Origin of the sequence: Spiroplasma tabanidicola (assembly GCF_009730595.1) — a bacterium.
Lineage (GTDB): Bacteria > Bacillota_I > Bacilli_A > Mycoplasmatales > Mycoplasmataceae > Spiroplasma_A > Spiroplasma_A tabanidicola.
On record NZ_CP046276.1, the window covers coordinates 319,139 to 333,246 of the forward strand.

12 protein-coding genes are annotated in these 14,108 nt (G+C 26.3%); all 12 read left to right on the forward strand.

Annotated elements, in window-relative coordinates; translation table 4 throughout:
* Positions 1-23 precede the first annotated feature (23 nt).
* The 12 genes from STABA_RS05865 to pfkA all read left to right on the forward strand — a co-directional run bounded on the left by STABA_RS05865 (position 24) and on the right by pfkA (position 14,097).
* Complete coding sequence (locus tag STABA_RS05865) at positions 24-1,004, forward strand: DnaJ domain-containing protein (protein ID WP_211360464.1); 981 nt, start codon at positions 24-26, stop codon at positions 1,002-1,004.
* Positions 1,005-1,015: 11 nt separating this feature from the next.
* Positions 1,016-1,708 (forward strand): hypothetical protein, encoded by a 693-nt coding sequence (locus STABA_RS01480; protein WP_156005805.1) that lies wholly within the window; start codon positions 1,016-1,018, stop codon positions 1,706-1,708.
* Positions 1,709-1,715: 7 nt separating this feature from the next.
* On the forward strand, positions 1,716-2,528 hold the full coding sequence (locus STABA_RS01485) for a hypothetical protein (RefSeq protein ID WP_156005807.1): 813 nt from the start codon (positions 1,716-1,718) through the stop codon (positions 2,526-2,528).
* A gap of 10 nt (positions 2,529-2,538) precedes the next feature.
* Positions 2,539-2,994, forward strand: a complete 456-nt coding sequence (locus STABA_RS01490) for a hypothetical protein (RefSeq protein WP_156005809.1) — start codon at positions 2,539-2,541, stop codon at positions 2,992-2,994.
* Between the two features lie 20 nt (positions 2,995-3,014).
* Complete coding sequence (locus STABA_RS01495; protein WP_156005811.1) at positions 3,015-3,548, forward strand: lipoprotein; 534 nt, start codon at positions 3,015-3,017, stop codon at positions 3,546-3,548.
* A gap of 213 nt (positions 3,549-3,761) precedes the next feature.
* Positions 3,762-7,496: a hypothetical protein gene (locus STABA_RS01500; protein WP_156005813.1), complete on the forward strand. Its 3,735-nt coding sequence runs from the start codon at positions 3,762-3,764 to the stop codon at positions 7,494-7,496.
* Between the two features lie 114 nt (positions 7,497-7,610).
* Positions 7,611-9,434, forward strand: a complete 1,824-nt coding sequence (typA, locus tag STABA_RS01505; protein WP_156005815.1) for a translational GTPase TypA — start codon at positions 7,611-7,613, stop codon at positions 9,432-9,434.
* 113 nt (positions 9,435-9,547) lie between these two features.
* Positions 9,548-10,903: a phosphopyruvate hydratase gene (gene eno, locus STABA_RS01510; protein WP_156005817.1), complete on the forward strand. Its 1,356-nt coding sequence runs from the start codon at positions 9,548-9,550 to the stop codon at positions 10,901-10,903.
* 62 nt (positions 10,904-10,965) lie between these two features.
* Positions 10,966-11,979, forward strand: a complete 1,014-nt coding sequence (locus STABA_RS01515; RefSeq protein WP_170264673.1) for a phosphatase PAP2 family protein — start codon at positions 10,966-10,968, stop codon at positions 11,977-11,979.
* Complete coding sequence (ruvX, locus tag STABA_RS01520; RefSeq protein ID WP_156005821.1) at positions 11,972-12,394, forward strand: Holliday junction resolvase RuvX; 423 nt, start codon at positions 11,972-11,974, stop codon at positions 12,392-12,394. Before STABA_RS01515 ends, ruvX begins: the two co-directional genes overlap by 8 nt.
* 28 nt (positions 12,395-12,422) lie before the next feature.
* The gene (gene hpt, locus STABA_RS01525; protein WP_156005823.1) at positions 12,423-12,989 is read left to right on the forward strand and encodes a hypoxanthine phosphoribosyltransferase; all 567 of its coding nucleotides are present in this window, start codon (positions 12,423-12,425) and stop codon (positions 12,987-12,989) included.
* Positions 12,990-13,128: 139 nt separating this feature from the next.
* Complete coding sequence (pfkA, locus tag STABA_RS01530; protein WP_156005825.1) at positions 13,129-14,097, forward strand: 6-phosphofructokinase; 969 nt, start codon at positions 13,129-13,131, stop codon at positions 14,095-14,097.
* Positions 14,098-14,108: the final 11 nt, after the last annotated feature.

Here is a 14,108-nt window from a genome sequence, read left to right on the forward strand (position 1 = left end):
TATTCTTATAAGGAGTTATGACTATGGGCTGAAAAAAGGAGTTTAAAAAGTTCCAAAAAGAGTTTAATAAAAAAAGCTCAATTTTTAACAACTCTTTTGATGAGTCAAGTTTTATAGAATGAGAAAGAGCATCTCAAGATGTTTATTATTGAACGATTGAAAATATTTTAGCAATGATCGAATCATATAATTTAGAAATTAAAGAGTTTTTAAATAATCAACTTTTTCCAAATAAATTAGAAGAAGCATACAATTGAAGATTTATAAGTTTAGATTATAATGAAGAATTTACTTCATATCCTTGTACAAGTTTTTTTGAAAAAACCTATGATTTTTTAAACAAAAAAATTGGTAGTTATGGAGCAACCTTAGTTATTAGTGCATGTACAAAATATTGTTATTATACAACTATAAAATTTTGAAAAGTTTTTAATGCAACTTTTTCAAATAAAAACATCAATGATAAGACTTTGTTACGGGTTTTTGAAGTTATGCAAAGAACTGCTTTAGATGCTATTGAATGTATTGTTGAAAAAGCTTTATTATTAATTGCAGATATTGATATTGTTCCATATAAACATCATTTGTTGGTTGAAGAAATCATTGATTTAGGAGATGATTTTACATATCATTGAAGTAGAATGTTTGATCAAGTTGTTGATTTAACTTTAGAAACTTACATTTATCAAAAAGATTTCAATGAAACTATTCACTCATTTACTCAAGAGTATTACAATAATATTGATGAAACTGATGGTGATTTTGAAGATTTCTTTGAAAAAACAAAAACATTAGTATTTAATGATGAAGTAAATGATGCATTTAATTACTTTGGAATTTCAAAAATGGATCGGCCTAGTGATTTTAAAAAAATATATAGAAAATTAGCAAAACAATTTCACCCAGATGTTAATCCAGATCCAAATGCAGCTATTGAAATGAAAAAAATTAATATGTTTAAAACTATCATCGAACAATATTACGAAAAATACGAAATAGTTTAGGAGAAGTGAATATGGAAAAAGAAGTTTGAAATAAATTATTAAAATCTTCAAATGAACTAATTAAAAATTTTGATAAATCTGAGTTAATAAATGTAGTTAAAGATTTTAGTGAAAATTTAGTTTCTTTTAGTGAGAAATATGCTTTAAATAGAGATGGTTTTTATAAATATATTAATAAAACGTACAAAAAAACCTTATTACAAGCAATAAATATAATTTCATCAGCAGATAGTGTTGCTGTAATTATGCAGTTAAATGAAGGTGTAAATGATTATATTATTTTAATCAATCTTTTTAGACAACTAATGGTGACATTAGATTCTTTATCAAGTGAGTATTGATTACAATTAATAAATGTAACAAAAACAAGTGATGGTGAATTTGCAAAATATATTATTAACCAAGCAAATTCATTAGGATTTGAAAAAAATGATAAACAATTAAAAGAAATAGAAAAAAATGCAAAAAAATTCAATTTTGTTAAGGATGAGTATTATAATAAAATATTGAATAGAAAACTTTGAAATGATGTAAAAGAACTTGAAAAAACAATTTTTATCAAGCCTGATGGTGATTTTGAGTATTTCAAAGAATTACTTTCAATAAAAGATGAGTTAGCAGAAGATATGGTTATTAATTTATGAGCAATTCTTGCAATTGCAATAAGTTATTTAGACTATTTGAATGAGTTGCTGAAGGGATAAACAAACAATGAAATACAAAGAATGAGAGTATTACAGTCATATACCAAAAGATATAATTTCAAATGAGGTTTATATGCTTCTTTCGCTTTTTGGTTCTGAAAATCGATATTTAAAATTACTTGAAAAAAGATGATTTGAAAAAAGAGATATGATTGATTTTAGAGATTATATGGAAAATGCATTTGAAGAAACTGAAGTAACAGAAAAACAAGAAGTAGATAGAGATAGTTTGAGTTGCTTATTAAGATTAATGGCTATTTGTGATACATTCTCAGATTATGAGTATATTTATGATGTTTCAAAAAAAATTTATGAAGATCCAGACATTAAAGACAAAGATCAAAGACTATATGATTATGCATTTGTTGAATTAATAGTTACATTATATGATGCACTTGTTAATGAGTTTAAAGATCTAACAATAATGACAAAATATAAACCAATTACAGAAGAATTAATTAATGAAATAGTGAAATTATCTGAGCTATTAGATGATTCTAAATTGGTAGTTAAAAAAACTTATTTGATAAATGACTTAATAAGTGATCTTTTAGATTTATTAGAAGATGATAGTGAAAATAAAAATGAATTTGAACACTCAGAAGAAGTTGTTCTTTACAACTTTGCAATTTATTATTCAACTAAATTTTATTTTGCATTGTTACTAAGAGAAAAAATAATAGCCGAAGAAGAAAAAATAACTAATACTATTATTGAAGAAAATAAACCATTAATGGAAGAAGATGGCATGAGAATGTCTGAAACTATTATGTTAAACGAAGATGCAAAAGAAATATTTTATAAAACATTAAAAAATTAGGGACAAAAAATTGAGCAATTTACAAGACAAATTTCCATTTTGTTGCAAAAAAGATAGTACATATTTTTCAACATTATTGGAAAACTATCTAAATTTAAGAAAAAAACAAAGTGGTTTAGAAATCTTGAATAATGATTATAAGATTTATAAGAATTTATCATTATCAAATTTAGACGTTTTATTTTTAAAAGTTAAAAACTTAGTTGAAAAAGTTAATGACCAAGACTTAAAACAATTAGAAAAAAAGTTTTGAGATATTAGTAGCATATTATTTATTTATTATATTAAATTAGTGTTTCAAACTATTCTTGATGATTTTGATCAAAATGAGTTTTTAAATTACATTAAAAATAAAACGATTTATTCTCAAATTATTGCGATGACTAAGAATTTAGAAACTGCTTGGAGTATAATAAAAGAAATTTTAGATGATATAGAAACTTATAATAACACTATATTGTACTAAAAGTAGATAGAAAAGAGAGTATGAAAAAGATTTTAAGTATATTAAGCTCTATTACTTTGTTAGCAACTCCATCAGTTGTTGTTGCATGTGGAGATTCAAACGCTAGTGATAAAGAAATAAAACCATTAACTTATAAAGAAGGAATATTGGATAAAGATGTAATTAAAGCAATTGAAGAATTTGGAGAATTTTTATTTGAAGATAATAAATTAGCAGTTGATTTAGATGACATTGATTTTAAGGATTTTAATTTTGAATTTAGTAATTTATTTAACCTTGATACAAAAATTTTAGGAACACCAATTGAAAATGGAAAAGTTTTTGATACTTTAAAGAAATCATTTGTAGAATTAGAGAATTTAAACCAAATTGGAAAAACCACAAGCACTATTGAATATAACTTTTTCTCAATGAAGGGTAAACAAGGAAATACAAGTTTTATGCTTTATGAAAATAAAGTATCTATAAATGCTTTAAGTATTAAAAAATCTTATATTAAAACAATTTATGAAAAAAATGTAGCTATTGATCAATCAAAAACTGAAGATCGATAATATATTTTTAAAACACCTCACAATAGGTGTTTTTTTATACTTTAAAAAAAATATCATTTTTTAAAATTTTTTTTATTTGATTTAAGATTGATTTTAAATGGTTTATTTATAGTTAATAAAAACTAAAAGATTGATAAAAAGTGTAATTAAACATAATATATAAGAGTAAAAGTAAAAATGATAGTGAATAATAAAATTTAGAAAGGAAAGCTTATGAAAAATCTACTTGCTCTTCTATCATCAATGATTATAGCAACTTCATCTTTAAGTACAATAACAAACTCATCTGTTAGTAGAAAACCTAGTGATCATAATAACTCTAATCTAGATAATAATGGCGGAAACAGTGATGAAGGTGGACAAAGTAATACTCTTCCAAATGAGGATCCTAGCACGCCAGAAACACCAGTTCAACCTGAAGAACCAAGTGTTCCAGCTGATACAAGAAGAGAACTTGAAGAAGTAATAGTAAATCATAAATTTGAAAATTTAAAAGCTTATAGTGAAGATGATTTAAGAAATGAATTATTTAATAGATATAGTGAATTAAAAGGAGAAGTAACATTTTCACAATATAAATATGATGAAAATGAATTTAGTGGTAGTTTATTAGTTTCTTCTAATGAAAACTCTGAAAAATACAAAGGAAATGTAACTATTCATTTTAGTGTTTATCACTATGCTAAAACTGATTTCCAATTAGAGAAAAAACATGTAGAATTGAGAATTGGAGAACAAAAAAATATTTTAGTTAAAAATTTTAATCAATTAGTAGCACCAGAAAATTATCCTCAAGCTGAAAAGTATGATTCAAATTATTTAGAAGTAAGTTTTGATAAAGAAGTACAAAGTGTTGTTATTAAAGCGAAAGATGTAAAAGAACCACCAAAAGATAATGCACTAGAAGTTACATTAATTTCTGCTGATGGAAGAGAAAATAGCAAACAAAAAATAAGTGTAACTTTATGAGCGAAAAAAGTAGACTTTCAATTATGCGAAAATTCAATTAACTTAAAAGCTGATAGAAATAGTAGTAAAATCGTTAATATTTCAAATTTTGATGACCTATATGATAGTTCAAATATTCCATATAAAGTTGAAGTTGATGATAATGGTAAAAATTATATAAGCGCTAGTTTAACTGCTGAAAATAATGGTATTTTAATATCATCTATAAATGGATATACAAGTGACAAATTAAAAGTAACAGTAATTGCAAAAGAACATAGTGAAATTATTGAAGTAACATTAGATTGTCCTGCTGTAAAAGCAGTTTTAGAACACAAATCAGTTGATATGAACATTAAAGAAGAAACGTATATAAAAATTTCAAACTACGATGAATTATATGTTCAAGACAATATGCCAGATAAAATTTCAGTTAGTGATACAAATATTTTAAAAGCTGAGTTAGATATAAATAAAAAAGCAATTAAAATAACTGCATTTAATAAACCTGTTGTAAATGCTTGAGTTAAAGTATGATCAAATAATTTTTTAAATGAACCACAAACAATTAATGTAAATATAAATACATTAGATGTTAACTTTGAGTTAGAAAATCATGATTTATCTCTTGTTTATAATCAAAAAACAAGTATAAATGTAAAAAATATTAACGACTTATATGATGCAGATAAAAACCTACCAAAACAATTTGAATATAATCATGATTTATTAAGTGTTGAGTTTAATGAAGTTACAAAACAAATTGATATTATTGCAAAATCAAATGAAGCTACAAATCAAGTAATTAAAGTAAGCTCAAAAATTGGTCATTTTGAAAATATTAATTATTCAATTACAGCTCCAAAAGCTGACTTTAGATTAAAAACTCATGATGCAAAACTTCAATACAATAGCGAAGTAAGAATTCAAGTTGAAAATATAAATGAATTATATGGTGCTGAAAAAAACTTACCATCAGAATTTAGTGGATATGATAAAGATGCAATTAATGTAAGTTATGATAATGTAAAAAATGAAGTAGTGATTGTTGCAAAACAAAAAGAAGTAGCAAGCGGAACAATTCTAGTTAAATCAAAAACAGGCCACAGTGAAGAAATAAGTTATTCTGTTTCAATTCCTAATGTTGACTTCAAATTAGAAGCTAAAGAAATAAATCTAAAGTATAATGAAAAAACAACTTTAAAAGTTACAAATATAAACGATTTATATGGTGCGTCAAAAAACTTACCAACTAAATTTAGTGGTTATGATACTAGTGCTATCGATGTAAGTTATGATAGTAAAAATAATCAAGTTGTAATAGTTTCAAAACAAAAAGAAGTTGCAAATGGACAGATAATAATCGAATCAGAGTCAGGAGCTAGAAAAGAAGTTAAATTTACTGTTTCAATTCCTAATGTTGACTTCAAATTAGAAAAAACAAATGTAGTACTTCAAGCAAAAACAAAAACAACTATTGATGTTACAAATGTTAATGAATTATACGATGCATACAAAAACTTACCAACTGAATTTAGTGGATATGATACTAATGCAGTAAGTGTAAGGTATAACAGAAAAAATGCTCAAATTGTAATTGAAGCTAAATCAAAAGAAGTTACAAATGGAATAATAACTGTTAGATCTAAAGAAGGTAATGTTGAAACTATTACTTATTCAATTACTATTCCAAAAGTTGACTTTAAATTAGATACTACTTCAATTAATTTAGAAGTTTATAAATCAACAAGAATTAAAGTCACAAATGTTAATGACTTATATGATTCTGATAAAAACTTACCAACTGAATTTAGTGGATATAATAAAGATGCAATTGATGTAAGTTATGATAGAAGTGTAAATGAAATTGTAATTGTAGCAAAAGATCAAAGTGTCAATAACGGTTCAATTACAGTACGTTCAAAAAATGGATCAGTTCAATCAATTACTTATTCAATAACAATTCCACAAGTAGATTTTAAATTAGGTAGTGTAAGTCAAATGAATGCTGGAGATACTCAAGAAATTGATGTAACAAATGGAAGTTCATTAGTACACTCAGATAATTATCCATCTGTATTTGAATTTAGCAAAAATGGGGTAGTTTCTGCAAGTTATGATTCTGTAAGACATAAAATCATAGTCAAATCTTTATCAAAAGATATTTTCTGTAGAACTTTAGAAATGACAATTAAATCAAAAAATGGTAGAGTTTCTAAAACAGTAAAATTTGATGTAATTAAACAGTTCGATTTAAGTACATTAAACGGAGATTTGGGAAAATTTGATAAATTTGATGCAACAGCTATGAAAAATAAATTTTATGAGTTAAATAAAAACATCGGATTTAATAAAGATATTTTTGATGGATTGGAAATTTATGAGCAAGGAAAAGATTCAGCAAAAATTAGAGCACAAAGTGATTTAGCTAAAAAATGATTTAAAAATAGTTTAGACATAAGTTATAAAATTCCACCTGAACCATTAGTTTATAATATGAATGATTCTTATGATGCAAAATGAACTAAAGATTCAAGTACAGTGGGTTCAATAAAAAGAATTGAAGATTATGGTGGAGTATCCTTCTTTAAATCACTAGGAAAACAAGTTTCTTCAATCAAACAAGAGTATACAAAAATGAAACTTACATTTACAGTAGAGGCAAAATGATCTAAACCTTATAAAGGTAGTGTAAATTGAGATGATTCAAATAGTCATTACGAATCTTCAGAAAAATATGAGTTAGAATTACCTATAGAAAATTTAAATAACGGTAACAAAACTCAAATATTTAAAATTGAAAAAAGTTATACAGAAAGTAATGGTATTAAGGATGTTGCTATTTTTACCATTTATATAACTTTAAATGTTACAGGAGGTCGTATAAATGGAATTATATACCAAGACATTTCAACAGAAAGATTACATGCTGAAGGTAATTATGATTGATTTTCAGCAAAATATAAAACAAGTTTTGATTTAGTAACATTTAAAAATTAGTATTTAAACATTGAATATAACTCAATGTTTTTTTATTTTTATGTTGAATTATGATAAAAAAATCCTAAAAATTTGGTATTATTTTTTTATGTGAAACATTTAGGAGAAAATTAAATGAGCAAAAAAATAATAAATATTGCTGTTATAGCACACGTTGATGCAGGAAAGTCAACATTAGTAGATGCATTTTTAAATCAAGCTGGAGTTTTTAGAGCAAATGAAGAAGTAAAAGAACAAGTTATGGATAGTAATGATCAAGAAAGAGAAAGAGGAATTACTATTTATTCTAAGAATTGTGCTATTGAATATCATGATTATAAAATTAATATAGTTGATACGCCAGGCCATGCTGATTTTTCAAGTGAAGTTGAAAGAATTATGAAAACAGTTGATACTGTAATTTTGTTAGTTGACTCAGCAGAAGGACCAATGCCTCAAACTCGTTTTGTCCTTTCAAAAGCTTTAGAATTAGGTTTAAAACCAATTTTATTAATTAATAAAATAGATAAAAAAGATCAAAGAGCATTAGAAGTTGTAGATGAAGTTTTAGAGTTATTTATGGAATTAGATGCAAATGATGAACAATTAGAATTTAAAACTTTATTTGGAATTGCAAGACAAGGAATTGTTAAATACTCAATCGATGAAGAATCAAATGATTTATCACCTTTATTTGAAACTATTATCAAACAAGTAGGGAATTATCCAACAGAGTTAATAAATGAAAATCCTCAGTTACAAATATCTTCACTTGCATATGATTCATTTATTGGAAGATTAGGAATAGGAAGATTATTTAAAGGTGTTTTAAAAGAAGGACAACAAGTAGCTATTTCTAAAAATGATGGAACAATAAATCGTGAAAAAATCTCAGGTTTATTTGTTTATCAAGGATTAAAAAGAGTTCAAGTAAAAGAAGCTCAAGCAGGAGATATTGTTGTTGTTTCAGGAATTAAAGATTTAACAATCGGAGATACAGTTAATAATCCTGATAATATTGACGCTCTTCCTCCGATCATTATTGAAGAACCAACAATGAGTATGAACTTTTTAGTTAATACTTCACCATTTGCAGGAAAAGTAGGAAAATTTGTTACAACTAGAAACATTAAAGAAAGATTAGATAAAGAATTAGAAGTTAATGTTGGATTAAAAGTTGAAAGTTTGACAGATTCAAGTGCTGATGGATTTAAAGTTTTAGGTAGAGGAGAATTGCATTTATCTGTTCTTATCGAAACAATGAGAAGAGAAGGTTTTGAATTAGGAATTTCTAGACCAGAGGTTGTTTTTAAAGTGGATGAAAAAGGAGAAAAACTTGAACCAATCGAAAAAGTAATAGTTGATGTGCCATCAGAATTCTCAGGAACAGTTATTAATAAACTTAATTTAAGAAAAGGAAAAATGCTTGATATGGATTCTGACGGAATTAGAGATAAAGTAACTTATGCAGTACCTACTCGTGGATTAATTGGATTTAAATCTGATTTTACAAATGACACAAGAGGTGAAGGAGTTATGGTTAAGTCTCTAATTGGATATGAACAATACAAAGGACCAATTGAAGGAAGAATCAATGGAGTTTTAGTATCAATGGCAAGTGGAGTTTCTTTACCTTATGCTTTAAATAACTTAGAAGATCGTGGAATTTTATTTATCGGACCACAAGTTCAAGTTTATGATGGAATGATAGTTGGTTTACACTCAAGAGATAATGATTTAGAAGTTAATCCAACTAATGCTAAAAAACTTACTAACACTAGATCTAGTGGTACAGATGATGCTGTAAAACTTACTCCACCAAGAAAATTCACATTAGAAGAAGCTCTTGACTTTATTGAATGAGATGAACTTGTTGAAGTTACGCCAGATGATATTAGATTAAGAAAAAAATGACTTTCAAGTAATGAAAGAAGACAACATAGAAATGATCCTCACTAGGAAAATTTCTATTTTTTTATTTTTTTATAAAAAAAATTCTATTAAAATCAACAAAAAACTTAATATTAGTGGGCATTTAGAGTTATTATAAAGAGGTAAGGAGAGAAAAATATATGTCAAAAATAGTTAGTGTAGTAGCACGTGAAGTATTAGACTCACGTGGATTTCCAACAGTTCAAGTAAATGTTGAAACAGAATTTGGTGGACGTGGATCAGCAAAAGTTCCTTCAGGAGCATCAACTGGTTCAAGAGAAGCTTTAGAATTAAGAGACGGAGATAAAAAACGTTACAATGGTAAAGGGGTTTTAAAAGCCGTTGCCAATGTTAATGATAAATTAGCAGATTTAGTAATAGGTATGGAAGTATTTGATCAAGTAGCTATCGATGCAGCAATGTGTAAATTAGATGGTGATGACTTCAAAAAAAACTTAGGAGCAAATGCAATTTTAGGAGTTTCATTAGCAGTTGCAAAAGCAGCAGCAGATGAATTAGACATTCCTTTATACAGATACATTGGAGGAACAAACGCAAGAAGATTACCAGTTCCAATGTTAAACGTTATTAATGGGGGAGAACATGCAGATAGTGCAATCGACTTCCAAGAATTTATGATTATGCCTGTAGGAGCACCTTCATTTAAAGAAGCTTTAAGATGAGCATCAGAAACATTTCAAGCATTAAAATCTTTATTACATGAAAAAGGAGATATTACTGCAGTTGGAGACGAAGGGGGATTTGCACCTCACTTTAAATGAGCTTATGAACAAGAAACAATTGAAGCATTCAAAGCTAAAACTCCAGTAGAAGTTGCTTTAGACTTATTGGTAGAAGCTATTCAAAAAGCTGGTTATAAAACAGGTCATGAAGGAATTATGATTGCAATGGACTGTGCAAACTCAGAATTATATTTTGAAGATAAAAAATACCACTTCAAAAAAATTGAAAAATTAACAGGTCAAGAATGAGCTATGACAACTAAAGAAATGATTGGATTTTTAGATAAATTGGTTGACAAATACCCAATTATTTCAATAGAAGATGGATTAGCAGAATCGGATTGAGAAGGATTCCAAGAACAAGTTAGTGTAATGGGAGATAGAATTCAAATTGTTGGAGATGACTTATTTGTTACAAACCCAAAAATTACATCTGAAGGTATCGAAAAACATGCAGCAAACTCAGTTTTAATTAAATTCAACCAAATTGGTTCATTAACTGAAACTATCGAAACAATTCAAATGGCTCAAAAAGCTGGATGAACTGCAGTTACTTCACACCGTTCAGGAGAAACAGAAGATGCAACAATTGCAGATTTAGCTGTTGCTTTAAATACTGGACAAATCAAAACAGGATCAATGTCAAGATCTGATAGAATTGCAAAATACAACAGATTATTAGAAATTGAAGCAGAACTTGGAGATGCAGCAATTTATGATGGATATAAATCTTTCTACAACTTAAAAAAATAACAATCTAATTAAACTCTATTTATAGAGTTTTTTTTATGTATAATTTTTTTGAGGTGAAAAAAATGCTTTTTAAAACAAAAAAGAATAATGCTATTTTTTGAGTTTTATCATTTGCATTTTTTTTCACTATATTTACTGCTTTTGCTTTTTTTGATTTCAAAATATCAAAAAGTGTTTTAGATAGTAATGTTAAAAATGATGGTTTTGCAAGTTTTATAATGTATTTTTTTAATATATATGGACATTCTATAATATGTTTTCCAGTTTATTTTTCATTTGCAATTCTTACATTGTTACTTTTTAAAAGAGCAAAAGGAGCTTTAAATAAAGTTTTTTATATTATTATTCAAGTAGTTTATGTTGTAGTTTTTATAATAGCATTATGTTTTTTTAGTTTTTATAAAACTATAGAAGATTGAAATGATAATGCTAATAGAACTCAATATATAATGCAATTAACAATAAGCTCTTTAATAATTGTGTTAGCAATAATAACAATTACTTTAACTTTATTATTTTCACATACAAATAAAATTGTAAAAACAAAACCTGACATTGAAAAAATTGCATTTCAAGCATTACTGTGTTTAATTTATATTTCAATAAGTATGGCGGTTGTATATTTTTTAAAAATAGCTGTTGCAAGACCAAGACCAAGAGAAATATTTGCTACTAAAGATCCTTTAAATGAATTTAAGTATCCATTTGAAATTAGTACAAAAAATAGAAGTGGACAAAGTTTTCCTTCTGGTCATGCTTTATCTTCTACAAGTATGTTTGGTTTTTTATTTTTCTTTGACAAAGAAACTAAGAAAAAAAATATTAAATATATTTTAATGATTATTTTTTCACTTCTTACTTTTTTAACAGATATTTCTAGAGTGTTAATATTAGCACATTTTATCACAGACGTTTTAATGGCAAACTTCTTAGCATGTTGTAGTTATTATTTAGTTAAAGATTGTTTAGCAAAATATCTTTATAAAAAAGATCAAAAAATAAAAAATAAAGATGATTCTGAAATAAAACCTAGGAAAAGTAAAATAAAAAAAGTTGAGGAAAAACAAAATGGCTAAATATGTTGGTTTAGATATTGGTTCAAAAACAATTGGTATAGCAATTAGTGAAGGATTTATTGCAAATTCACATTCAACAATTAGATTTGAAGAAAATGATTTTAAATCTGGCGCACAAAAATTAAAAGATTTTTTAGAAGCAGACGGTTTTGAAAAATTAATAATAGGTTATCCCTTTAATATGAATGGTTCATCTGGGTATCGTATTGAAATGGTTGAAGAATTTATTGAAAACTTAAAATTATTTATAAACATAAATGATAATAATTTAGTAAAAATAGATGAAAGACTAACTTCAAGAATGGCAAAATCAATTATGATTGAAGCTAATTTGAGTCGAAAAAAACAAAAAAGTTCAAAAGATCAATTAGCAGCTCAACTTATTTTAGAAACTTTTTTGAATAATAATAATTAGTATAGAATAAAAATATGGAGGAAAATTAATGCAACACCCACTTGTAAAAGAGATTTTATTAACAGAAGAACAAATCGAAAAGCGTGTTAAAGAACTTGGAGATGAAGTTACAAAATATTATAAATCTCAAGAAGTAAAAGAAAACACTTTAATATTAGTTGGACTATTAAAAGGATGTGTTCCTTTTATGGCTAAACTTATGTCAAAAATTGATTATCAATGCCAAACAGAGTATATGAAAGTCTCATCATATTTTGGAGCAACTCAGTCTAGTGGAAAAGTAAATATCTTACTAGATTTAGGAATCGATATTGAAGGAAAAACAGTATTACTGGTTGAAGATATTATTGATACTGGGCTAACAATACAATATGTAAAAGAATATTTAGAATCAAAAAATCCTAAAGAAGTTAAAGTTATAGCCTTAGTTGATAAACCAGAAGGAAGAAAAGTTGATGTTGAACTTGATTGATGTGGCTTTTCAATTCCAAATAAATTTGTAATTGGTTATGGTCTTGATTATGATGAAAGATTTAGAAATTTACCATATGTAGCAGTTTGTGATACAGATAAATTAGATGATTGAAAATGATAAAAACTTTTTAGTTTTTTTTTTTTTTTTATTTTAATAGTTTATAAAACCTTTTAAATTAACCCTTTTTTACTAAAAAAGTTGTATTTATCTAAATCTATACAAAGAATAGTTATATAATATTTAGTATGGAGGCATAAATATGATTAAAAAAATTGGAGTTTTAACTTCTGGAGGAGATGCTCCAGGAATGAATGCTGCAATTAGTGCAGTTGTAAAATCAGCAATTTCTAAAGGAATTGAACCATATGTTGTAAGAGAAGGATACAAAGGACTAATCAATAAATGAATTGAAAAAGTTGATCTATCTTTTGCTTCTGATATTATCGCAAGAGGTGGTACAGTAATTGGATCTGCTAGATTTCCTGAATTTAAAGAAGAATCTGTTAGAAAAGTTGCAGTTGAAAACTTAAAAGAAATGGGTATTGAAGCATTAGTTGTTATAGGTGGAGATGGTAGTTATCAGGGAGCTGAAAAACTAACAAATCTAGGAATAAATTGTATTGGTTTACCAGGCACTATTGATAATGATATTGTTTCATCGGATTATACTATTGGATTTGATACAGCATTAAACACAGTTGTAAGATCAATTGACCAAATCAGAGATACAATGCAATCACACAGTAGATGTTGTGTGGTCGAAATTATGGGAAATGGTTGTGGTGATTTAACTTTATATGGTTCAATAGCAACGGGAGCTGAAGTATTTTCAACTAAGGAAAGTTTTTTAACAGAAGATCAAATTTGCGAACAAGTAACTATGCTGGCAAAAGCAGGTAGAAGAAGTGTAATAGTTGCTGTTGCAGAACAATTATATGATTCGCATGCTTTAGCAAAAAAAATCGAAAAGGCTTCTGGATATGTAACAAGAGCAACAGTTTTAGGACATATTCAAAGAGGCGGAAGTCCAACTGCAATGGATAGATACTTGGCTATTAATGCAGGAATATTTGCTGTTGAAAAACTAGTAGAAGGTAAAGGTGGACTTTACATAGGAATGAGTGAAAATAAACTTGTGGCTAGAGATATTAACTCAACTTTAAATATGCCAAAACCAGATAAAACTGAAGAGTATGAAAAAACTAAAAAAATTAACTTGTCAATTTAATTAATATTTGC